This is a genomic window from Bariatricus sp. HCP28S3_F11 (assembly GCF_052065395.1).
Lineage (GTDB): Bacteria > Bacillota > Clostridia > Lachnospirales > Lachnospiraceae > Allocoprococcus.
In genome coordinates, this window is sequence record NZ_JBQHUC010000018.1 from 15869 (window position 1) to 38675 (window position 22807).

General features: G+C 43.2%; 20 protein-coding genes, 7 tRNA genes and 1 pseudogene. 27 read left to right on the forward strand and 1 reads right to left on the reverse strand.

From position 1 onward, the window contains the following. The first annotated feature begins 67 nt into the window (after positions 1 to 67). From ACTNBR_RS09590 to ACTNBR_RS09685, 20 genes are all read left to right on the forward strand, one after another. A complete protein-coding gene (locus ACTNBR_RS09590) occupies positions 68 to 2191 on the forward strand; it encodes a glutamine synthetase III (RefSeq protein WP_427818813.1) in 2124 nt (707 codons plus the stop codon). A gap of 213 nt (positions 2192 to 2404) precedes the next feature. Next, a complete protein-coding gene (locus tag ACTNBR_RS09595) occupies positions 2405 to 4519 on the forward strand; it encodes a glutamine synthetase III (protein WP_427818814.1) in 2115 nt (704 codons plus the stop codon). Positions 4520 to 4717: 198 nt separating this feature from the next. Beyond that, positions 4718 to 5182 (forward strand): DUF1700 domain-containing protein, encoded by a 465-nt coding sequence (locus ACTNBR_RS09600; RefSeq protein WP_441017889.1) that lies wholly within the window; start codon positions 4718 to 4720, stop codon positions 5180 to 5182. A 259-nt stretch (positions 5183 to 5441) separates the two neighbouring features. Further along, positions 5442 to 5669, forward strand: coding sequence for a hypothetical protein (locus ACTNBR_RS09605; protein WP_427818816.1), 228 nt, complete (start codon positions 5442 to 5444; stop codon positions 5667 to 5669). A 175-nt stretch (positions 5670 to 5844) separates the two neighbouring features. Continuing rightward, positions 5845 to 6990 carry a THUMP domain-containing class I SAM-dependent RNA methyltransferase gene (locus ACTNBR_RS09610; protein WP_427807797.1) on the forward strand — a complete coding sequence of 382 codons (1146 nt, stop codon included), beginning with the start codon at positions 5845 to 5847 and terminating at the stop codon, positions 6988 to 6990. A 4-nt stretch (positions 6991 to 6994) separates the two neighbouring features. After that, positions 6995 to 7600 carry an XTP/dITP diphosphatase gene (locus tag ACTNBR_RS09615; RefSeq protein ID WP_427807795.1) on the forward strand — a complete coding sequence of 202 codons (606 nt, stop codon included), beginning with the start codon at positions 6995 to 6997 and terminating at the stop codon, positions 7598 to 7600. Then, positions 7597 to 8082 (forward strand): metallophosphoesterase family protein, encoded by a 486-nt coding sequence (locus ACTNBR_RS09620; RefSeq protein WP_427807793.1) that lies wholly within the window; start codon positions 7597 to 7599, stop codon positions 8080 to 8082. Before ACTNBR_RS09615 ends, ACTNBR_RS09620 begins: the two co-directional genes overlap by 4 nt. Positions 8083 to 8205: 123 nt before the next feature. Further along, positions 8206 to 8280, forward strand: a tRNA-Pro gene (locus tag ACTNBR_RS09625). Positions 8281 to 8288: 8 nt separating this feature from the next. Beyond that, positions 8289 to 8359, forward strand: a tRNA-Gly gene (locus ACTNBR_RS09630). A gap of 16 nt (positions 8360 to 8375) precedes the next feature. Next, a tRNA-Arg gene (locus ACTNBR_RS09635) sits at positions 8376 to 8449 on the forward strand. 7 nt (positions 8450 to 8456) lie between these two features. Continuing rightward, positions 8457 to 8530: transfer RNA gene (locus ACTNBR_RS09640), tRNA-His, on the forward strand. A gap of 70 nt (positions 8531 to 8600) precedes the next feature. Further along, a tRNA-Gln gene (locus ACTNBR_RS09645) sits at positions 8601 to 8672 on the forward strand. Positions 8673 to 8676: 4 nt separating this feature from the next. Further along, positions 8677 to 8749 (forward strand) — tRNA-Lys (locus ACTNBR_RS09650). Positions 8750 to 8823: 74 nt separating this feature from the next. Next, a tRNA-Leu gene (locus tag ACTNBR_RS09655) sits at positions 8824 to 8903 on the forward strand. A gap of 222 nt (positions 8904 to 9125) precedes the next feature. Then, a complete protein-coding gene (locus ACTNBR_RS09660; RefSeq protein ID WP_427807791.1) occupies positions 9126 to 10121 on the forward strand; it encodes an ABC transporter substrate binding protein in 996 nt (331 codons plus the stop codon). A gap of 156 nt (positions 10122 to 10277) precedes the next feature. Further along, positions 10278 to 11219 carry an ABC transporter permease gene (locus ACTNBR_RS09665; protein WP_441017891.1) on the forward strand — a complete coding sequence of 314 codons (942 nt, stop codon included), beginning with the start codon at positions 10278 to 10280 and terminating at the stop codon, positions 11217 to 11219. Continuing rightward, on the forward strand, positions 11219 to 12022 hold the full coding sequence (locus ACTNBR_RS09670) for an ABC transporter ATP-binding protein (RefSeq protein ID WP_427807788.1): 804 nt from the start codon (positions 11219 to 11221) through the stop codon (positions 12020 to 12022). The genes ACTNBR_RS09665 and ACTNBR_RS09670 overlap by 1 nt, the downstream gene beginning before the upstream one ends. 25 nt (positions 12023 to 12047) lie before the next feature. Next, positions 12048 to 13262 (forward strand): glycosyltransferase family 4 protein, encoded by a 1215-nt coding sequence (locus tag ACTNBR_RS09675; protein ID WP_427807786.1) that lies wholly within the window; start codon positions 12048 to 12050, stop codon positions 13260 to 13262. Between the two features lie 147 nt (positions 13263 to 13409). Further along, positions 13410 to 14093 carry a PHP domain-containing protein gene (locus ACTNBR_RS09680; protein WP_441017893.1) on the forward strand — a complete coding sequence of 228 codons (684 nt, stop codon included), beginning with the start codon at positions 13410 to 13412 and terminating at the stop codon, positions 14091 to 14093. Between the two features lie 142 nt (positions 14094 to 14235). Then, positions 14236 to 15174 (forward strand): DMT family transporter, encoded by a 939-nt coding sequence (locus ACTNBR_RS09685; protein ID WP_441017895.1) that lies wholly within the window; start codon positions 14236 to 14238, stop codon positions 15172 to 15174. On the opposite strand, the gene ACTNBR_RS09690 is transcribed toward ACTNBR_RS09685, so the two are convergent. Further along, positions 15175 to 15357 (reverse strand): DUF6472 family protein, encoded by a 183-nt coding sequence (locus tag ACTNBR_RS09690; protein WP_427807781.1) that lies wholly within the window; start codon positions 15355 to 15357, stop codon positions 15175 to 15177. Positions 15358 to 15604: 247 nt separating this feature from the next. On the opposite strand from ACTNBR_RS09690, the gene ACTNBR_RS09695 reads away from it, so the two are divergent. The 7 genes and pseudogenes from ACTNBR_RS09695 to ACTNBR_RS09725 all read left to right on the forward strand — a co-directional run bounded on the left by ACTNBR_RS09695 (position 15605) and on the right by ACTNBR_RS09725 (position 22723). Further along, the gene (locus ACTNBR_RS09695; protein ID WP_427807779.1) at positions 15605 to 16540 is read left to right on the forward strand and encodes a CobW family GTP-binding protein; all 936 of its coding nucleotides are present in this window, start codon (positions 15605 to 15607) and stop codon (positions 16538 to 16540) included. 17 nt (positions 16541 to 16557) lie between these two features. Beyond that, on the forward strand, positions 16558 to 16800 hold the full coding sequence (locus ACTNBR_RS09700) for a thioredoxin family protein (RefSeq protein WP_427818820.1): 243 nt from the start codon (positions 16558 to 16560) through the stop codon (positions 16798 to 16800). A gap of 69 nt (positions 16801 to 16869) precedes the next feature. Next, the gene (locus tag ACTNBR_RS09705; protein ID WP_427807775.1) at positions 16870 to 17814 is read left to right on the forward strand and encodes an ROK family glucokinase; all 945 of its coding nucleotides are present in this window, start codon (positions 16870 to 16872) and stop codon (positions 17812 to 17814) included. Between the two features lie 155 nt (positions 17815 to 17969). Then, a complete protein-coding gene (locus ACTNBR_RS09710) occupies positions 17970 to 19034 on the forward strand; it encodes a DnaJ C-terminal domain-containing protein (RefSeq protein ID WP_441017897.1) in 1065 nt (354 codons plus the stop codon). Positions 19035 to 19226: 192 nt separating this feature from the next. After that, positions 19227 to 20042, forward strand: coding sequence for a carbohydrate ABC transporter permease (locus ACTNBR_RS09715; RefSeq protein WP_427807769.1), 816 nt, complete (start codon positions 19227 to 19229; stop codon positions 20040 to 20042). Positions 20043 to 20134: 92 nt separating this feature from the next. After that, positions 20135 to 22381: an alpha-galactosidase gene (locus ACTNBR_RS09720; RefSeq protein ID WP_441017899.1), complete on the forward strand. Its 2247-nt coding sequence runs from the start codon at positions 20135 to 20137 to the stop codon at positions 22379 to 22381. A gap of 16 nt (positions 22382 to 22397) precedes the next feature. After that, a pseudogene (locus ACTNBR_RS09725) lies at positions 22398 to 22723 on the forward strand (D-lyxose/D-mannose family sugar isomerase). The last annotated feature ends 84 nt before the right edge of the window (positions 22724 to 22807 follow it).

Consider the following 22807-nt stretch of genomic DNA (forward strand, 5'->3'; position numbering starts at 1 on the left):
TTTTGATAATATTAGGCAGAGGGATAACTGCCGGAAATAAGAATGAAAGAATCTGAGAGGGAAACATATGAGTAGTGTAGTAAATGTAGCTGATATTTTTGGGGAAAATGTATTTAATGATGCTGTCATGCAGGAACGTCTTCCGAAAAAAACTTACAAGGAACTGAAGAAAACAATTGAAGAGGGGAAAGAACTGGCAGCGACAACGGCCGATGTAATAGCGCATGAGATGAAAGAGTGGGCGATTGAAAAAGGTGCAACTCATTATTCGCACTGGTTTCAGCCGCTTACCGGAGCGACAGCAGAGAAACATGATTCTTTTATTTCTGCGCCCAGATCGGATGGGAAGGTACTGATGGAGTTCTCGGGTAAAGAATTGATTAAGGGAGAACCGGACGCATCTTCTTTCCCGTCGGGAGGACTCAGATCTACGTTTGAGGCAAGGGGCTATACAGCGTGGGATTGTACTTCGCCGGCATTTGTGAAAAAGGATCCAGAGGGGACCGGAGCTATTCTCTATATCCCGACGGCATTCTGCTCGTATACAGGCGAGGCGCTGGATCAGAAAACACCGCTTCTTCGTTCCATGGAAGCAATCAATAAACAATCTATTCGCCTTCTGAGATTGTTCGGAAACACAACTTCTCAGAAAGTGATTCCTTCAGTTGGAATTGAACAGGAGTATTTCCTTGTGGATCGGGATAAATATTTGAAGAGAAAAGATCTGGTGTTTACAGGACGTACGTTGTTTGGCGCAATGCCTCCGAAAGGGCAGGAACTGGACGATCATTATTTTGGAGCAATCCGTGAAAGAATTGCAGCTTTTATGAAAGATGTGAATGAAGAACTCTGGAAAATGGGAGTTTCTGCTAAGACGCAGCATAATGAAGTAGCTCCGGGACAGCATGAACTTGCACCAATCTATGAGCAGTGTAATGTGGCTGTTGACCACAACCAGCTTGTGATGGAGACGCTGAAACAGGTCGCGTATCGTCATAATCTGCATTGCCTGCTTCATGAAAAGCCATTTGAAGGGGTGAATGGTTCCGGAAAACACAATAACTGGTCTTTAGTTACGGATGATGGAATCAATCTCCTTGATCCTGGAAAAACTCCGCACGAGAATATTCAATTCCTGCTGGTTCTGACTTGTGTTTTACGTGCAGTAGATCGGCATGCGGAGCTTTTGAGAGAATCGGCATCGGATGTGGGAAATGATCATCGGCTGGGGGCAAATGAAGCGCCGCCGGCAATTATTTCAGCGTATCTTGGGGAACAGTTGGAGGATGTACTTACACAGCTGATCAATACTGGGGAAGCGGCACACAGCTTGAAGGGCGGCAAATTGCATACGGGTGTGAGTACACTTCCGGATTTTGCTAAGGATGCAACTGACCGCAACAGAACCTCACCATTTGCCTTTACAGGGAATAAATTTGAATTCCGTATGGTGGGTTCCAGAGATTCTGTAGCTGCTCCGAATGTTGTTTTGAATACAATCGTTGCGGAAGCGTTTTCGGATGCGTGTGATGTGCTGGAAGCGGCGGATGATTTTCAGATGGCTGTACACAATCTGATCAAGCAGTATGCTTCTGAACATCAGAGAATTGTGTTCAATGGTAATGGATATTCCGAGGAATGGGTGAAAGAAGCGGAAAGACGTGGCCTTCCGAATATCAAAACTATGGTTGAATCTGTGGAGTATCTGACCACAGAAGATACGGTTCAGATGTTCGAAAAATTCGACGTGTTTACCCGTGCTGAGTTGGAATCACGCGCGGAGATTAAATACGAGACTTATTCCAAAGCAGTGAATATTGAGGCGCGTTCTATGATCGATATTGCAAGTAAGCACATCGTTCCGGCGGTGATCCATTATGTGACTTCTCTCGCGAATTCAATTAATCAGGTGAAACAGGCGAATTCGAATGCGAGCACAGTCGTACAGGACAAATTGCTTGTACAGGCATCGAAACTGTTGACAGATACACAAAATGCATTGGAGAAGCTTATTTCCGTGACGGATGAAGTCGCGAAAAAAGAAATCGGAAGAGAACAGGCGTATTTTATCATGCAGGAAGTAGTTCCGGTGATGGGACAATTAAGAAAACCCGTTGATGAACTCGAAATGATTGTGGACAAGAGCATGTGGCCGATGCCTTCTTACGGGGATCTGTTATTTGAAGTATAATCCATGAAAGTATTGGTGGATATGTTGAAAATCGCATAAGATGCTATGATGATTTGTGAAAAAATCCACAAAAAGGAAAAATTGTCTTGCATTTTTTGAAAAAAGAGTGTATCGTAAACGTATCTAAAAAGCAAATATATTTAGAACATGAACGAGGGCGTTCCGCATAAGGCGGGATGCCCTCACTTTTTGTATCAGGAAAGGAAGGTAGTTATGAGTAGTGAACTGTTTAATGTGGCAGATATTTTTGGCGAAGATGTATTCAATGATACTGTTATGCAGCAGAGACTGCCAAAGAAAGTTTATAAGAAACTGAAAGAGACAATTGAAGAGGGGAAAGAGCTGGATCTTGCAACTGCAGATGTAATTGCGCATGAGATGAAAGAATGGGCAATTGAAAAAGGTGCTACTCATTATACACATTGGTTCCAGCCGCTCACCGGTGTGACTGCTGAAAAGCATGATTCTTTCATTTCAGCACCGCTGCCGAGTGGTAAAGTATTAATGAGTTTTTCCGGAAAAGAACTGATCAAAGGTGAACCGGATGCCTCTTCATTCCCGTCAGGCGGACTGCGTGCCACCTTCGAAGCGAGGGGCTATACAGCGTGGGACTGCACTTCACCGGCATTTGTGAGAAAAGATGCAGGTGGGGCAATCCTCTGTATTCCTACAGCATTCTGCTCTTACACCGGTGAGGCGCTTGATGAGAAGACACCACTTCTTCGTTCGATGGAAGCGATTAATAAAGAATCGATCAGGCTTCTTCGCTTATTTGGAAATACAACATCCAAGAAAGTGACACCATCTGTTGGTCCTGAACAGGAATATTTTCTGGTAGATGCGAAGAAATTCATGCAGAGAAAAGATCTTATCTATACAGGACGTACATTGTTTGGAGCAATGCCTCCGAAAGGGCAGGAACTGGACGATCATTATTTTGGAACGATTCGTCAGAGAATCGCTGCTTTTATGAAAGATGTAAATGAGGAACTCTGGAAACTTGGCGTGGCTGCAAAAACACAGCATAATGAAGTTGCCCCGGCACAGCACGAACTTGCACCGATTTATGCCGAGGCAAATATTGCGGTAGATCATAATCAGATTGTAATGAAGACACTGAAAAAAGTTGCATGCGAACATGGCATGAAATGTCTTCTTCATGAAAAACCGTTTGCCGGTGTTAACGGTTCTGGTAAACATAATAACTGGTCTATTACAACAGATGACGGAATTAATCTTCTTGATCCGGGAAAAACTCCACACGAGAATATCCAGTTCCTTCTGGTACTTGCCTGCATTTTGAAAGCGGTAGATACCCATGCAGATCTGCTTCGTGAGTCTGCGGCAGATCCTGGTAATGATCATAGATTGGGAGCAAATGAAGCACCTCCGGCTATTATTTCTGTATTCCTTGGTGAGCAGCTTGAAGATGTTGTGGAACAGTTGATCAGTACAGGAGAGGCAACACACAGCCTTGCAGAAAGTAAATTGATGACAGGTGTGTCAACACTTCCTGATCTGACAAAAGATGCAACTGACCGAAACAGAACTTCACCGTTTGCGTTTACGGGAAATAAATTCGAGTTCCGTATGGTAGGTTCCCGTGATTCGATTGCAGGCCCGAATGTTGTATTGAACACAATCGTTGCAGAAGCTTTTTCTGAGGCATGTGATGTTCTGGAGAAAGCAGAAGATTTTGATGTTGCAGTACATAACTTAATCAAAGAATATCTGACGGAACATCAGAGAATTATTTTCAATGGCAATGGATATTCGGACGAATGGGTTGCAGAGGCTGAGAAACGCGGTCTTCCGAACATTAAGTCCATGGTGGAAGCAATTCCGGCGCTTACAACTGATAAAGCGGTAGATTTGTTCGGTAAATTCCATGTATTTACCAAAGCGGAACTGGAGTCCAGAGCTGAGATTAAATACGAGAATTATGCCAAGGCAATTAATATTGAAGCGAAAGCGATGATTGACATTGCTGCAAAACAGATTATCCCGGCAGTTGTGAAATATACAAAGACTCTCGCTGATACTGTAATCGCAGTTAAAGAGGCAGGAGCAGATGCTTCTGTTCAGGAAGAGATGCTTTCTGAAGTGACAGCACTTCTTGCAGAGGCTAAGAAAGCTCTGTCTGCTCTGTCTGATATTACAGAAGAAGCTGCTGAAAAAGAAGAAGGAAAAGTTCAGTCTGAATTTTATCATTTCAGTGTAGTACCGGCAATGGCAGCACTTCGTAAACCGGTGGATGAACTGGAAATGATTGTGGATAAGGAAGTATGGCCGATGCCTTCTTATGGAGATCTTCTGTTTGAAGTTTAAAACTCTGTGGGATAAAGTGGAAATTTTAGAAAAAGCATAGAAAATCATAATATAATTTTAAGACCTTAGACTTGGAAAGTGGAAGCTTTTATGCTACGCTAAGTCTAAGGTCTTTTTTGAAACAGAGAGTGGATTTTGGAAAATGCAGTTTGTTTCAGATGGGATAAAGCCAGTTGGAGAGTATAGAGGAGAACAAGGATGAGCAGAACAGAATTTTTGGAAAAATTAAGAGAAACACTCGATCAGAATGTTTCACCGCATGTGGTACGGGAAAATGTAGAATATTACGGACGATATATCAATGAAGAGATGAGAAAGGGACGAAGCGAACAGGAGATACTGGAAGAATTGGGAGATCCCTGGGTGATTGCGAAGACGATCATTGACTCCGAGGAAGCGAAGAATGGCGGAGAGTATATTTATGAATCGAACAGTGGATATGGGGCAGCCGGTGGGGCCGGAAAGGATTACAGTACGAACCAGGTGAAAGTGTTCCGGTTTGATACATGGTGGAAAAAGCTGTTGCTTGTGCTGGTTGTTGTGGGTATTATCTGCGTTGTCGTTTCGATAATCACCGGATTAGTCAGCCTGATTGCACCAGTTGTGATTCCGATACTGATCATTATGCTACTGATAAAATTGATAAAAGGATCAAAGGAATAGAAGGGTACAATAAAAGACCGATAGGGGAGCTACCGGTCTTTTGAGGGGAGTATAAATAATTAATAAGGGGTTGTAGAAAGTGTTCTCTCTACAGAAATCAGTATAATATAAACTGGTAAAAAAATCAAGCAAAAATTAAAAAATCCTTAAGGTTCGCATAAAAAGGAAATGCCGGGAGATACTATAGTCTGTACCAGATACAAGCAAGTGGTGCTTGTAGCCGGAAAATGTTTATTAAATCAGGCAGGAGGAATATCAAATGGCAAAGAATTATAGCTCATCAGAGAGCAGCACAAACAAAAATTCGTATTCTTCGTATGGAAACGAACAGAGTAGAAATGCATCAGACAGGAATGCATCAAACAGAAACGCGTCAGACAGGAATGGGTCTAACAAAAATGCGTCAGGAAGAAACGCAGCGGACAAAAATGTATCTGACAGAAACAATGCTGGTCAGAACCGGAATGCGGGAAGTGACAAATACTAGAGTACTGCTGTAAAGGCTGGGGATGTGGTGCCGTTAAACAGGCACTGCATCCCCTGATTCTAATATCATATATAGATAAAAACGTCCAAAGGACGTTTTTTTGTTTGCAGGGAAGTGTTGACAAAACAGTATCAGTAAACGTAATATAGAATGGAAGAAAAACTGGAGGATACACATGGAAAAAATGGAGTTGATTGCACCCTGTCATTTTGGACTGGAATCGGTTCTTAAAAGAGAGGTGCTTGATCTGGGGTATGAAATAGCGTCGGTTGATGATGGAAGAGTAAGTTTCTGGGGAGATGCGCAGGCAATCTGCGATGCGAATATTTTTTTGCGCACGGCAGAACGCGTTCTTTTGAAGGTGGGCGCTTTTAAGGCAGAGACGTTTGAAGAATTATTTGATAAGACCAGAGCTCTGCCATGGGAGAGATATATACCGAAAAACGGAAAATTCTGGGTGACAAAAGCAGCGTCTGTTAAGAGTAAGCTATTTAGTCCTTCCGATATCCAGTCCATTATGAAGAAAGCAATGGTGGAAAGGCTGAAGGAATACTATGGGCTGGAATGGTTCCCGGAAGACGGAGCATCTTATCCGATTCGTGTTTTTTTGATGAAAGATGTTGTCACGATCGGAATTGACACTTCGGGTGTATCACTGCATAAGCGAGGATATCGTCAGATGAAAGTGAAGGCACCGATTACAGAGACCTTGGCTGCCGCTCTTATCATGCTTACACCATGGAAGAAAGAGCGGATTCTGGTAGATCCTTTCTGCGGAAGTGGAACATTTCCGATTGAGGCGGCGATGATGGCAGCGAATATGGCTCCGGGGATGAACCGTTCTTTCCTTGCGGAAGAATGGGATAATCTGATTCCCAAAAAGGCCTGGTATGATGCATTGGATGAGGCAAATGATCTGGTAGATGTGAATGTTTCAGTGGATATTCAAGGCTATGATATTGATGCAGAGGCGGTGAAGGCTGCCAGACAGAATGCGAAGGATGCAGGAGTGGATCATTTGATCCATTTTCAGGAGCGAGCGGTGAAGGATCTGAGACATCCGAAAAAATATGGTTTTATTATCACGAACCCGCCCTATGGGGAACGTCTGGAAGAGAAAAAGAACCTTCCGGAGCTTTATCGCGAGTTTGGAGAAAGCTTCCGACTCCTGGATTCGTGGTCGGCGTACATGATTACAAGTTATGAGGACGCAGAACGATACTTTGGACGCAAGGCAGATAAAAACCGGAAAATATATAATGGAATGCTGAAAACGTATTTTTATCAGTTTATGGGACCGAAACCGCCGAAAAGAGGGTAGAGAGATGAAGATTATTTTTGCAACAGGAAATAAGAACAAAATGAAAGAAATCCGTATGATTCTGTCCGATCTGGGAATGGAGATACTTTCCATGAAGGAAGTTGGAATTGATGTGGAGGTTGAAGAAGACGGAAAGACGTTTGAAGAAAATGCAATGATCAAGGCGAAGGCAATCGCAGGCCTGGATAAAGTTAAGAATATGAATGCGATTGTTATGGCGGATGATTCCGGATTGGAGATTGATTATCTGAATAAAGAACCGGGGATTTATTCGGCGCGTTATGCTGGGACAGATACTTCCTATGATATTAAAAACAGCCTTCTCCTTTCAAGGATGAAAGGGGTTCCGGACGAAGAAAGGACGGCCCGGTTTGTCTGTGCGATTGCGGCAGTTTTCCCGGATGGAAGTCATGAAGTTGTGCGTGGAACGATGGAGGGGAAAATTGGATATGAGATTGCAGGGGGAAATGGATTTGGATATGATCCGATTTTCTATCTGCCGGAGTATGGGTGTACCTCAGCGGAGCTTGCTCCCGAGAAAAAAAATGAACTCAGTCACAGAGGAAAAGGACTCCGCATGATGCGTGAGATAATGGAGAAAAAATTATGAAAATTCTGATTGTGAGTGATACACATGGAAGACATTCAGCGTTTGACAAGGCATTAAAAGAAGCGGGAAAGATTGATGCGCTGGTTCATCTTGGCGATACCGAAGGTGGCGAAGATTACATAGAAGCAGTTTGTGGATGCCCGGCATACGTGCTTGCGGGAAATAATGATTTTTTCTCTGATAATCTCAGAGAAATGGAGGTTGTGTTCGGTACTAAAAAAGCGTTTATGACACATGGGCATTATTATTATGTATCATTGGGCCCGGAGCGGATCATCGAAGAGGGGAAAATGAGAAATGCAGATATTGTCATGTTTGGACATACGCATAAGCCGTTTCTGGAAATGATTGACGGCATGATTGTCTTGAATCCGGGAAGCCTTTCTTATCCTCGGCAGGAAGGAAGAAAAGGCAGTTATATTATGATGGAGATCGAACCGGATTGTGATGTGAAATGCGAGATTAAATATCTGGATAAATAACTGTAAAAAATATTGAAAAATAATAAAAATTATTGTTGACAAGCGAGAAAACATATTATATAATAATTCTTGCGTCACGGGTAGTGATGTTGATCGCAAATGATGAATCATGCGAAGTGTTATCGGGGTGTGGCTCAGCTTGGCTAGAGCGCCTGGTTTGGGACCAGGAGGTCGCAGGTTCGAATCCTGTCACCCCGATAGGTTATGCGGGTGTAGTTCAATGGTAGAACACCAGCCTTCCAAGCTGGATACGTGGGTTCGATTCCCATCACCCGCTTGGCTGAATGCCATATGTGTTTGTAGCTCAGTTGGATAGAGCAACGGCCTTCTAAGCCGTGGGTCGGGGGTTCGAATCCCTCCAAGCACGTTTTATGGTGGGTATAGCGCAGTTGGTTAGCGCGCCAGATTGTGGCTCTGGAGGCCCAGGGTTCGAATCCCTGTATCCACCCTTCCATTTATAGAGGGTAAAAAAAGGCAAGCAGAGATGCTGGCATTTTTTTTATTAAATGGGATTTTATTGGGTCATCGCCAAGCGGTAAGGCACAGGACTTTGACTCCTGCATTCGTTGGTTCGAATCCAACTGGCCCAGGTAAGGGCGTGTAGCTCAGTCGGTAGAGCACTTGACTTTTAATCAAGTTGTCCGGGGTTCGAATCCCCGCACGCTCATGAGTCGGAAAGAAATGATTTCCGGATTAATAATCCAGTTCGATTTAGAGGAAAGCGAGTGGATTCAAGATTATGCGGATGTGGCGGAACTGGCAGACGCGCCAGACTTAGGATCTGGTGGGCAACCGTGCAGGTTCGATTCCTGTCATCCGCAGTTTAGTCGTGATTCTTTGAATAGTCAAGGGGTTGCGACTTTTTATTATCTGAAAATAGTTGTTCTCTGGCCATGAGGGCTGACAGTTATAGATGGGGGCCGGCAAAATATCTTGACTAAATCAGTAAAAAGTTGTATAATCAGACACGTGAAAAAATTTAGCGCGTTAAAGTGCGACGGTTTTACTCTGACAAAGTAAGACAAATGACAGGAGGCAATATTATGAAAATGAAGAAAGCATTAGCAGTGTTTCTTGCAACTGTAATGACACTGGCACTTGTTGCATGCGACGGCAAGTCAACGACAAGTGAAGCAGAATCATCAGGAGATTCCGCAAAGGTTTATAAGATTGGTATTTGTCAGCAGTTGGAACATCCGGCATTGGACCAGGCAACACAGGGATTCAAAGATGCCTGTGAAGAAAAGTTTGGTAAAGACAATGTGACCTTTGATGTTCAGAATGGACAGGGCGAGCAGGCTAACTGTGCTACGATTGCAAATAACTTTGTTGCTGATAATGTAGATCTGATTCTTGCAAACGCAACAACAGCACTTCAGTGTGCAGCGGCAGCAACGGACAGTATTCCGATTCTGGGAACATCTGTAACAGACTATGCAACAGCTCTTGATATTAAGGACTGGAGTGGATCTACAGGAATGAACATTTCCGGAACATGCGACCTGGCTCCGATTGATGAACAGGCTAAGATGCTGGTTGAGCTCTTACCGGATGCAAAGACAGTTGGAATTCTTTTTTGCTCAGCGGAACCGAACTCTGCATATCAGGCAAAATTATTTACGGAAGCTATGAAAGAAGAAGGAATTGAATGTAAAGAATTTACAGCAGCAGATTCGAATGAGATTCAATCTGTCGTCAATTCAGCAATTTCTGAATGTGATGCACTTTACATTCCAACAGATAATACAATGGCTGGAAATACAGAAGTAATTAATAACATCTGCCTGCCGGCTAAGAAGCCGATCATTGCTGGAGAACAGGGAATCTGTTCAGGGTGCGGTATCGCAACTCTGTCTATCAGCTATTATGATATCGGATACAGAGCTGGTGAGATGGCTTACGAGGTTCTGGTAAATGGCGCTGATATATCAACGATGGAAATTGAAACAGCTCCGGAAGTAACCAAGATGTACAATCCTACGATTTGCGAAGAACTTGGCATCGAGATTCCGGAAGGATACGAAGCAATTGAAGAATAGTTTTTGAGAATAACGGAATCTGATTTCCGGACAGGGCTGCCTCTCTGAACAAGTGGGTTTGGAGGGACAGTCCTTTCTTGGGAAATGGAAATAAATCATTACAAGCTGAATTTCTGTAGATTTTGAGGAAAGGAGGCAAAAAGAAAGGAAGAAGACATGGTAACAACGTATTTTGCATCTCTTGATCCAATGTCTCTTGTGCGTGCACTTCCAGGAAATATTGCGCAGGGAGTCATTTGGGGAATTATGGCACTTGGAGTGTATATTACATACCGGATCCTTGATTTCGCGGATTTGACGGTAGATGGATCCCTTGCAACAGGAGGAGCGGTGGCTGTTATGTTGATCCGCGGCGGCATGGATCCGGCACTGGCACTTGCTTTTGCTTTTCTTGCGGGAATGGCTGCAGGATTTGTTACAGGGATACTGCACACCGTATTCGGAATTCCGGGAATCCTGGCCAGTATTCTGACTCAGATCAGTTTGTATTCGGTCAATCTCGGAATCATGGGTAAATCGAATCAGGCAATCAATGTTATGCAGTATGATCTGGTGGCATCTCTTCGATATGTTACCGGAGAAGGAAGGGGTTATTTCTTTCTGAAATTGCTGATTTGGGCTGTTTTACTGATTGCTGTTATTTACTGGTTCTTTGGGACAGAACTCGGAGCGTCCATCCGTGCAACCGGATGCAACCAGCAGATGGCACGAGCTCAGGGAATCAATACTGGGTTCAACAAAGTTCTGGCACTTATGATCTCCAATGGACTTGTGGGACTCAGCGGTGGAATATATGCTCAGTATCAGGGCGCTGCCGATGTCAATATGGGACGTGGAGCAATCGTAATTGGTCTGGCAGCAGTTATTATCAGCGAAGTACTTTTCGGTAAATTCTGTTCAGGAAAGAAAATCGCATTTGCTTTGACTCTTGGCGCAGTATTTGTTGGTGCAATTATTTATTATATTGTAATCGCCTTTGTACTCTGGATGAAGATGCCGTCAGATTACATGAAACTGTTCTCTGCAGTTGTAGTTGCATGCTTCCTTGCGATTCCTTACATGAAGGAAAAGTACTTACAGAAACGGAGGACAATGTAATGGGATATTTACTTGAAATTCAGGATATACATAAGACTTTTAACCCGGGAACGATCAATGAGAAGGTGGCGCTTGATGGAGTGAATCTGAATCTGAATCCCGGAGATTTTGTTACTGTTATTGGTGGAAATGGTGCCGGAAAATCCACAACATTGAATGCAATCGCGGGTGTCTGGAGTGTGGATAAAGGGAAGATTATTATCGATGGCGTGGATATTACAAAGCTTTCTGAACATAAACGTGCAATTTATCTCGGAAGAGTGTTCCAAGATCCGATGACTGGTACTGCGGCAACGATGTCGATCGAGGAAAATATGGCAATTGCTGCAAGGCGCGGAGAACGAAGAGGGCTTGGCTGGGGCATTACCAGAAAAGAAAGAGAAAGCTACAAAGAGGCACTTCGTGAGCTGGACCTGGGGCTGGAAGAAAGACTGAATAGTAAAGTGGGACTTCTTTCAGGTGGTCAGAGACAGGCGATTACTTTGTTGATGGCGTCTCTTAAGAAGCCGAAACTACTTCTTCTTGATGAGCATACAGCGGCGCTGGATCCAAAGACGGCAGCGAAAGTGCTTGCTATTTCAGATAAAATCATTCAGGAACATCAGTTGACCGCAATGATGGTCACACATAATATGAAAGATGCTATTGCACATGGAAACAGACTGATCATGATGCATGAAGGTAAGATCATCTACGATGTTTCAGGAGAAGAGAAAAAGAAATTGCATGTATCAGATTTGCTGGCTAAGTTCGAAGAAGTAAGTGGCGGCGAATTCGCAAATGATAGAATGATGCTGTCATAAATCGGATGCAGGAGAGAATGATGATATGAGAATATTAAGCGTTACCGCTCAGAAGCCCGATAGTACCGGAAGTGGTATCTATCTGACAGAGCTGGTGAGGGGATTTGAAAAAATGGGACATGAGCAGGCTGTCATAGCCGGAATTGGAAGGAAAGATACGATGCGTTTTCCTGACGGTGTAGAATGCTTTCCGGTATACTTTGAATCTGGCGATCTGCCGTTCCCAATTGCGGGCATGTCAGACGAGATGCCGTATAAAAGCACCAGATATTCTGATATGACGGATGTGATGACAGAGCAGTTTATGAGAACATTTCGCAGTCAGATACGTTATGCAGTGAAGAAATTCAGACCGGATGTAATTTTATGCCATCATTTGTATTTCCTGACAGCAATGGCCAGGGAAATCTGTCCGGGCATCCGGGTATATGGAATTGCGCATGGGTCAGATATCCGGCAGATTAAGAAAAATGCATGGGAGAGAGAATATATTCGGGAACAGATCCGAAAGCTGGATGGTATTTTTGCTTTACATCAGGAGCAGAGCTGGGAAATTTGTGAGTGTTACGGCTGTCATCCGGAGCTGATTGAGGTGGTTGGAACCGGGTATAACAGTGAGATATTCTGCATTGATGAGGAACGTAAGAAACAGAAAAAAGAAGACAAAGTACGAATTATTTTTGCCGGGAAGATTTCTGAGAAAAAGGGAGTAAAAAGTCTGATCCGATCCATGGACAGGGTGGACGAGAAGTTGAAAAAAACAGGAAGAGACGTGGAACTGGTTCTGGCGGGAGGCTATGGAGATGAGGAGGAATTCCGTACGATTCTTAAGGTGGCGGAGGAATGTCCCTGCCAGATAAGATTTCTGGGAAAACTTGCACAAAGAGAACTTGCCGCAGAACTGAATCGAAGCGATATTTTTGTACTGCCTTCGTTCTATGAGGGACTTCCGCTTGTTGTGATTGAGGCACTGGCGTGTGGTCTGCATACAGTGTGTACGGATCTCCCTGGAATTCGGCCGTGGCTGGATAGGAATATACCGGGGAATGGCACTGTTTTTGTAGAACCTCCTTGTATGGTGAATGAAGATGAGCCGTTGGAAGAAGACCTTCCTGAATTTGAAAAAAATCTGGCGGATGCTATTTTGAAAGCGAAGAGTATGCCGCTCCCACAGAAAGAAGGACTGGAAGCAGTGTCGTGGGATGGACTCTGTGAAAGATTGACAGAGTTGATGCGGTAGAAAACTGAATTATAGAGAATATCAATATGTGAAGGAAATATATTGCAAATATCAATTAGCAAGGCTGCATGGTTTCGTGCTAAGATTAGCTTAGTAATTATGCGGAAACAACGAATATTTATTGGCGGTAAATATGGAGGGAACCAGATGTTAATTGATATGCATATGCATGAGATGAGATATTCGGGAGACAGTTTTCTTAAGCTGGAGATTATGGTGGAATTGGCGAAAGCAAGAGGTCTGGATGCAATCTGTATTACAGATCATGATAATATGGGAATCCGGGACTTTGCGGAAGAGTATTCAGAAAAGACGGGTTTTCCGATTTTTACGGGTATTGAATTTTTCTCGCTTCAGGGAGATATTGTGGCAATGGGAATAAAGGAGTATCCCAGGGAAAGAATTCCGGCTCAGGAATTTATTACTATGGTAAAGGAGCAGGGGGGAATGTGCTTTTCTGCACATCCGTTCCGAAATAACAATCGCGGACTGGAAGAGAATCTGAAGTCGGTTCATGGTTTGGACGGAGTAGAAGTGCTGAATGGAAGTACGCTCTATGATGCGAATAAAAAGGCTGCGGAGTACGCCAGAATGCTGGGACTGGCAACGATTGGTTCTAGTGATTGTCATGTACCGGAGAAGTTGGGACTTTATGCGACATTTTTCCCGGAAAAAATTCAGACGGTTGAAGAGCTGGTGAAACAAGTAAAAGAAAGAAAATGCCGTCCGGCTTATTATGCAAACGGCAGTTATCATCTCTGGGATATGGAAAGTCCGATTGACGCGCCGTTTGTAATCCGAGATCAGTCGTCTGTGGCTTGTGCAGGATAGAAAATTTATTTTCGTACATTTTTGCTTTGCGTTGAAAGTCATAGAATTCTGTGGTATGATAAAAAATAAATAGAAAAACGAAGAGAAGCCGGGAGTTTTACTTCCGGCTTTCAAAAATTTTGATGGATAAGGAATGAAAAGCATGATGAAATTAAAAGAAAGTACAATGAGAAAGACATGGGTAGTATGCCTGCTTGCCATGATCTGTTGTCTGTTATGGGGAAGCGCATTTCCATGTATCAAAGTTGGATATAAGTTGTTTCAGGTGGATTCGACTGATACGGCGGCACAAATATTGTTTGCGGGATGCAGATTTGCACTGGCAGGGGTGCTCGTGATTCTGTTTGGAGCCGTTCTCCAGAGAACATTCCTGAAGCCGGGAAGAACAGCAATCGCAAAGATCATCAAGATTTCCCTGCTTCAGACGGTACTGCAGTATTTCTTCTTCTACGTGGGGCTTGCACACACAACAGGTGTGAAGGGGTCTATCGTAGAGGCGTCCAATGTGTTTTTGTCGATTCTTGTATCCAGCCTGTTGTTCCGCATGGAGAAACTGGATGCAAAGAAAATAATCGGATGCATGATCGGCTTTGCAGGAGTGGTGATTATTAACTTGAGCGGAAACGATGTGAGTATGAGCTTTAACCTGATGGGGGATGGATTTGTATTTATTTCCGCACTCGCTTATGCGTTTTCCTCAGTGTTGATCAAGAAATATTCTCAGACGGAGAATCCGGTTATGCTAAGCGGATATCAGTTTCTGCTTGGTGGAATCATTATGGTGGCAGGAGCGACTGCGGCGGGAGGCCGTCTTACGGCGGTTAGCGTAAAAGGCGGGATGCTCCTCCTTTATATGGCACTGATTTCGGCAGTCGCTTACACATTGTGGGGAATTCTTCTGAAATATAATCCGGTTTCTAAAGTGTCAATTTTCGGATTTACCAATCCGGTATTCGGAGTAATTCTTTCGGCATTGATTCTGGGAGAAGGAAGTGCGTTTGGAATGAGTGGGGGGATTGCACTGGTTCTGGTATGTGCAGGTATTTTTATTGTAAATTGGACAAAACCGGAAAAAGAATAGTTACATCTGTTTGCGTACGACGCGATATTCATCACCACAACGATAATAAGGACACTGATAGCTGTGGTCTGTCATAAAACGCACCATCTCGTCCTCATCCAGATTCCGGTCACAGGTGTAACATTCATAATCGTCATCATAGATGTAATAAGTGCAGGTATCGCAGCAGCTTGCTTTAGTCATGGATAAATCTCCTTTCAGGTATGCCGTCAGATGGCAGAGTTAAAGAATCATAGTTACTATAAAGATATTACACAGGAAAAAAAGGAAAGTCAATCATGGGCTTTCTTTTTTTCTAATCATATTGAAAAGATTCTATGTATGTGATAAACTAATGTATAGAAATGCTTCAATGTGAGAATGAGAGTATAAGAACAAACTGGCAGGATAATCTGTATAACTAATAAAAAGAAAGGTAGTGTAAAGGAAAATGGGGAAAACAAAATTGTACATTCTGACCGGATTTTTAGGATCCGGGAAAACTACGGTATTGCAGAAAATATTGGAAAAACTGGAAGGAAAACGAACAGGAATCATTCAGAATGAATTGGGTAAGCTGAGTATTGACGGAACCGTTTTAAGAGATGATGATATCAAAATGGTTGAGCTTACGCGCGGATCGATTTTCTGTAGTTGTCTGAAGCTTTCATTCGTACAGGCTTTGACAGAAATGGCAAAGGAAGCGTTTGATTACCTTTTTGTAGAAAGTTCCGGATTTGGAGATCCGTCTAATCTGGAAGAAATTCTGGAGGCGGTAAGAATCACGGCAGGCGGAGATGTGTATGATTTTCAGGGAACCATCTGCCTGGTTGATTGTGTGAATTTTATGGATCAGATTGTTGATCAGGAGACGGTAGATCGTCAGTTGAAACATTGTAACCTGGCGGTTCTTACAAAAACAGACTTGTCGGATGAACAGAAAATCATGGAAATCTGTGGGAAAATTCGGGAAATCAATCCGGTATGTCCGATTGTACAAAGTGAAAATGGTAATTTGAGTCTGGATTTTCTGAATCAAGATCTGCTGAAATATCAGTGGGCAGAGTGTGAAGAGACGACAAATTCTGTTGAAACGAAACCGAAGACACTTTATATGGAATTTGAAGGTGAGGTCGCGAAGGAAAGTCTGGATGAATTCCTCAGAACGATGTCACCGGATGTGCACAGAATCAAAGGATTCTTCCAAGTGCAGGAGGAAGGATGGCAGAAAGTAGATGTTGTTGGAAAGAAAATTGATTATGCACCATATGAACCCCAGGAAAAGTCACAGCTTGTTTTTATTTCTAAGATTGGTACGGCGGTGATCAAGAAGATTTTTGCTGCCTGGGAAGATAAAGTAGGATTACCGATGAAATTGAAGAACTAGAATGCGGGAGGTTGCTTATGAATATTAAAGTGATAGGGAGCGGATGCGACAAATGTGATAAGGTCTATGCATTGGTGCAGGAAGCAGTGGAAGAACTGGCACTGGAAGCAGAGATTGAAAAGGTAGAAGATCTGATTGAAATTGTAAAACTGGGAGTAATGTCTGCGCCGTCCATCATGATAGACGGAAAAGTGGTTATCAGTGGGCAGGTGCCGACGAAAGAAAAAATAAAGAAAATTTTGGAACGTGTGATGTTGTAAAGGCATTGTAAATTCCAGGGTTTTTTTGTATAATGTGAAGAAGAAATATTCAATAGGAGGACAGGGGCTATGAAGAAATATATTTTTGGTGTTGACCTTGGAGGAACGACGGTTAAGATGGGATTATTTTTATCTTCAGGAGAATTGTTACATACCTGGGAGATACCTACCAGAACTGAGAAAGGCGGAAAATATATTCTGGGAGATATAGCGGACTCCGTGATTGAAACCTTAAGAGAAAGAGAAATCAGTAAAGACGATGTGGAAGGAATCGGAATCGGTGTTCCGGGACCGGTAGGAGCAGACGGAACTGTTTTCAAGTGTGTGAATCTTGGATGGGGTGTGTTCAATGTGGCTGACCGTCTGCAGGAATTGACCGGATTGAAAGTGAAAGCGGGCAACGATGCCAATGTTGCAGCTCTGGGTGAGATGTGGCAAGGAGGCGGTAAAGGTTGTCACAGTATTGTCATGATCACACTCGGAACCGGAATCGGAGGAGGAATCATCCTGAATGGAGAGATTCTTTCTGGAACAAACGGAGCAGCCGGTGAAGTGGGACATATTCCGGTTTGGGATGATGAAACAGAAATGTGCGGATGCGGAAAGAGAGGATGCCTGGAACAGTACGGTTCGGCAACGGGTATCGTCCGTGTGGCGAAAAGATATCTTAAGGCGCATGATGAGCCAAGTATTCTTCGGCAATATGATGACTTCACTGCAAAAGAAGTCTGTGATGCTGCGAAAGAGAATGATGCTATAGCGATTGAAATCCTCGATCTGGTGGGCAAAACACTCGGCAAAGCATTGGCGTGTATTTCATGTGTAGTGAATACGGAAGCTTTTGTTATTGGCGGCGGAGTATCAAGGGCAGGAAGTGTACTCTTGGATCCTATCGAAAAATATTTTAAAGAATATGCATTCCATGCATCAAGAGATACCGAATTTAAGCTTGCCACATTAGGAAATAATGCCGGAATCTACGGCGGAGCGAAGATGATTGCGGGGAATGAGTAAATTATAATTTCAGAACTGTATTGAGCAGAGCGGGAACGAATTCTTTTAGAGGAATCGTTCCCTTTTCTAATGAAAAAAATTCAGAATTTTTAATTCTTGTGTTGACTTCCTTGAAAGTGGGTGTTATATTACAAATAGAACAGAGGTGAGTGGATATGGGAACAAAAAGAGATTATTATGAAATACTTGGAATTAATAAAAATGCAGATGCTGCCACGATTAAAAAAGCATATCGTAAACTGGCCAAGAAGTATCATCCAGATACCAATCAGGGAAATAAAGAAGCAGAAATATGTTTCAAGGAAGTCAATGAAGCGTATGATGTGCTAAGTGATCCGGAGAAGAAGAAAGTTTATGACAGATTCGGACATGCAGGTCTGGATGGAAATACAACTGGTTATAATCCTTATGGCAATGGATTTAATGGAAGCTATAGTGGCTCATACCGTGATCCGAATGGAAATTATCGGGAATACCATTTTGAAGGAAGCAATATGGATGATATTTTCGGAGATGTTTTTGGAGACATGTTCCGAGGAAATACAGGAAGTGGTTTTGGAGGCCAAAGCTTTAGGGAAAATGGAAGCAGATTTTATGAAGGAGGTTTTGGAAGGGGAGGATTCCGTCAGGAGGACTTCCGGCAGAAAGGTGAAGACTACCATGCAGATATTTCTGTCAGCTTTGATGAGGCATTTCACGGATGTGATAAGATTATTAGTCTGCAGGAACAGGGAACACAAGGTCAAAAAGTACGGTCCCTTCAGATTCATGTTCCTGCAGGAATGGAAGATGGCAAAAGTATTCGTCTGAAAGGAAAGGGTATGCCTGGAAGCGGTGGCGGAGAACCGGGAGACCTGCTTCTTAAAGTGCATGTCGGGCAGAAAGCAGGATTTGAACGAAAAGGAGCAGATATTTATACTACAGTCAATATTCCGTTTACAACAGCGGTGTTTGGTGGAGAAGTGACAGTGCCTACCGTGGATGGGCGTGTTGTGTGTAAAATACGGGAAGGAACACAATCGGGAAGCAAGATCCGTCTGAAAGGAAAGGGTGCCGTTTCTATGAAGAATCCAACTGTACATGGTGATCAGTATGTCACGGTGCAGATCCAGGTGCCATCTCCGGGACAACTAAGTCCTGAAGCAAGGCAGAAGCTGCGTGAGTACAGTCAGGCTTTGAGTGGAAGAGAAAAAAGTTGTGGCAGCAGCAGTGCTGCATAGGAGAACCGTCACACGGGCAGGCAATATGATCTGTCAGTGTGACGGTTTGCTATTTTTGATTCAGAAAGCTTTTTCGATATTGGGAAGGAGAAACTCCGACAATGTGCCGGAACATTTTGGAAAAAGCCAGAGCGTCATCTGGTGAGCTTCCAGCATTTCGTATATTAAAGCACTGAATTTTTCCGGGGGAAGATGTCTAAAAAATCGAAGATAATCATTTATGTATTATTGACACTTGTTGCAATCTACTTTTTGTTCCCTTTCATCTATATGTTCTTTTCTGCATTTAAGACAGAGGCAGAAGCAGTAGCATATCCGCCGAACTTTTTCCCGGAGAACTGGAACTGGGGGAATTTTATTGATGCGTGGAAGGCGCAGCCATTCGGAAAATTCTTTTTGAATTCCTTAACGGTAACTGTACTTTCTGCGGTGGGATCTATGGCTTCAGCAGCCGTAGTTGCTTACGGATTTGCCAGATATAACTTTAAAGGTAAAAACATTCTGTTTATGATCCTTTTATCAACGATGATGATTCCGTGGGATGTAACCATGATTCCACAGTACATGGAGTTTAAATGGTTCGGATGGATCAATACGTTGAAACCGCTGATCGTGCCATCATGGTTCGGTTCGGCATACTACATATTCCTGATGCGTCAGTTCCTTGCCGGTATTCCGAGAGATTATGAAGAGGCAGCCAGAATCGACGGGGCCAATGATTTCCAGATTTTTTATAAAATATTCGTGCCAATTATGAAACCATCACTTATACTGGTAGGTGTATTGAATATGATTGCAGCATGGAATGACTATCTGGGACCATTGATTTTCTTACAGGACAGAGATAAATACACTCTGGCTTTGGGACTTGCAGCATTTAAGGGAGTACATTCAGAAAAGATCATTCCTATGTTGTGTATTACGATTATCATGATCATACCGCCAATCATTGTCTTCTTATTTGCGCAAAAATATATTGTTGAGGGAACCAGCGGTTCTATTAAATAAATATTTGGGGGAGATAGTTGAGGGAAGCGGTGAGGGATCATTGCTTCCCTTTGTATCTGATGTGAAGAACGATTTGTTTAAAGGAGTAAAATATGGCAATTAAATTTCATGAATCAACGAAAGAGTTTCATTTATATAATGAACAGACCAGCTATATCATTCGTGTTTTAGAGAATGGACAGCTCGGCCACGTATATTATGGGAAACATATTACCGATAAAGAGGATTTTGGCTATCTGATCGAATATGCGAGAAGGGATATGGCTCCGTATCCGTTCGAAGGAAATAGTACATTTTCTCTGGAACACCTGAAACAAGAATATCCGACTTTTGGTTCGGGAGATACCAGATATCCGGCATTTGAACTGGAACGGGAAGATGGAAGCCGCGCAGTTGATTTCAAGTATAAAACGCATGAGATCTTCAGGGGAAAGAAAGGACTTGAAGGACTCCCGGCAGTTTATGTTGAAAGTGAAGATGAAGCGGATACGTTGGAGATCGTGCTGGAAGACAAACTGATACACACACAGATTCTGCTGTCATATACTATATTTAAAGACATTCCGGTTATTACAAAGCATGTGCGCTTTTCGTGTGAGCATTCGGAAGGAATCACACTTCTTAATTGTATGAGCGGATGTCTGGATCTCCCGGACAAGGAATATGAAATGGTAGAACTGGCAGGTACATGGTCCAGGGAGCGCCACCCACATACACGGGAACTGAACTATGGAGTACAAAGTGTGTACAGTATGCGTGGGTGCAGCAGCCATCAGTTTAATCCGTTCCTCATGCTGAAGAGAAAGAATGCAGATGAGTTCAGTGGAGAGGTTTTAGGTTTCAGTCTTGTATATAGTGGGGATTTCCTGGCACAGGTAGAGGTCGATAATTTTGATGTGACACGTGTGGTACTCGGAATCCATCCGAATGAATTCCGGTGGGAACTGAAACAGGGGGAAAGCTTTCAGACTCCGGAGATGGTCATGGTTTATTCTGAGAATGGTATGAACGGAATGAGTCAGGTCTATCATGAATTATACCGGACGAGACTTGCGCGCGGCACATGGCGTGATAAGGAAAGACCGATTTTAATTAATAACTGGGAAGCTACGTATTTTGACTTTAACGAAGAGAAAATCCTGGATATTGCAAAAAAAGCAAAAGATATCGGTGTGGAATTATTCGTCCTGGATGACGGATGGTTTGGAAAGAGAAACTGGGATAACTGCTCTCTTGGGGATTGGTATCCGAACCTTGAAAAGCTTCCGAATGGTATAACAGGGCTTGCAAAAAAGATTGAAGAAATGGGCATGAAGTTCGGACTCTGGTTTGAACCGGAGATGACGAACAAGGACAGTGACTTATACCGTGAGCATCCGGACTGGCTGCTTGCAGACACAAGAAGAAAATACTGCCACAGCAGAAATCAGTATGTGCTTGACTTCTCAAAAAAAGAAGTGGTGGATCACATTCATGCGCAGATGAGAGCGATTCTGAAAGACGCTCCGGTTTCCTATGTGAAATGGGATATGAACCGAGCATTTTCCGAAGTATTTTCTAATGGAAACGGAAGAAGTTGGCAGGGAAAAGTAAGACATAAATATATACTTGGGGTTTATGATTTATATGAACGTCTGACCGGAGAGTTTCCTGAGATTTTGTTTGAATCCTGTGCAAGCGGTGGGGCCAGATTTGACCCGGGTATGTTGTATTACGCTCCGCAGGCGTGGACATCAGACAACACCGATGCGATAGATCGAATTAAAATACAGTATGGAACTTCCTATGTATACCCAATCAGCAGCATAGGCAGCCATGTGTCTGCGGCTCCGAATCATCAGGTATTCCGCGACACACCGCTTGAGACGAGAGCAAATGTGGCATTCTTTGGAACGTTTGGCTACGAACTGGATATCACAAAGCTTCCGGAAGATGAGATTGAAAAGATGCAAGAACAGATTTCCTTTATGAAAGAGCACAGAAAGCTGATTCAGCAAGGAGTATTTACACGCCTTGAGAGTCCGTTTGAAGGGAATAATTCGGCATGGCAGGTTGCTTCCGGGAAAAAAGATGAGGTGCTGATGGCTTACTTCAGGCTGCTGGAACCGGCACAGGGTAAATTCGAAAGAATTTATTTGAAGGGACTGGAAGAAACTGCGAAGTATTCTGTTCGGGAATGCTTTGGTGCACATATGGATTGCGGAGAGCATTACGGAGATGAATTGATGTATGCGGGCCTTAGTGTATCAGATTGCTCTGCTGGAATTCCAATGCTTGCAAGGGAGCAGCAGGGGGATTATTTTTCACGGCTCTTCTATCTGAAGAAAGTGGAAGAATAAATAAAAAGTATCGAAGATGAAAATATTTGAAATTCCAACATTTTGTAAATGGACACCGGCAGACTGGGCGGATAAAGGCGCAGAATACGATAAGATTCGTGACAATATGCTGGGATGGGATATCACGGATTACGGCCTGGGCAAATTTGACGAAGTCGGATTTTTGTTGATCACGATCCGGAATGGAAATCTGAAAATGGATAAGTACACGAAAACATACGCTGAAAAACTTCTGACGATGAGAATGACAACCGGTTCTATGAAATGATCGGAAGATTTCCGGAGATAGAAGAAGATGAAGAGCCATACCGTCTGCTTTGTACGGAGTACCCTAAAGCATAGATAATCAGAGTATGTCAGAACTTCTATATGCTGCATTTTGCATAGGGTGCGGAGAACAGACGTTTCGTGTATTCAAAAAAATTC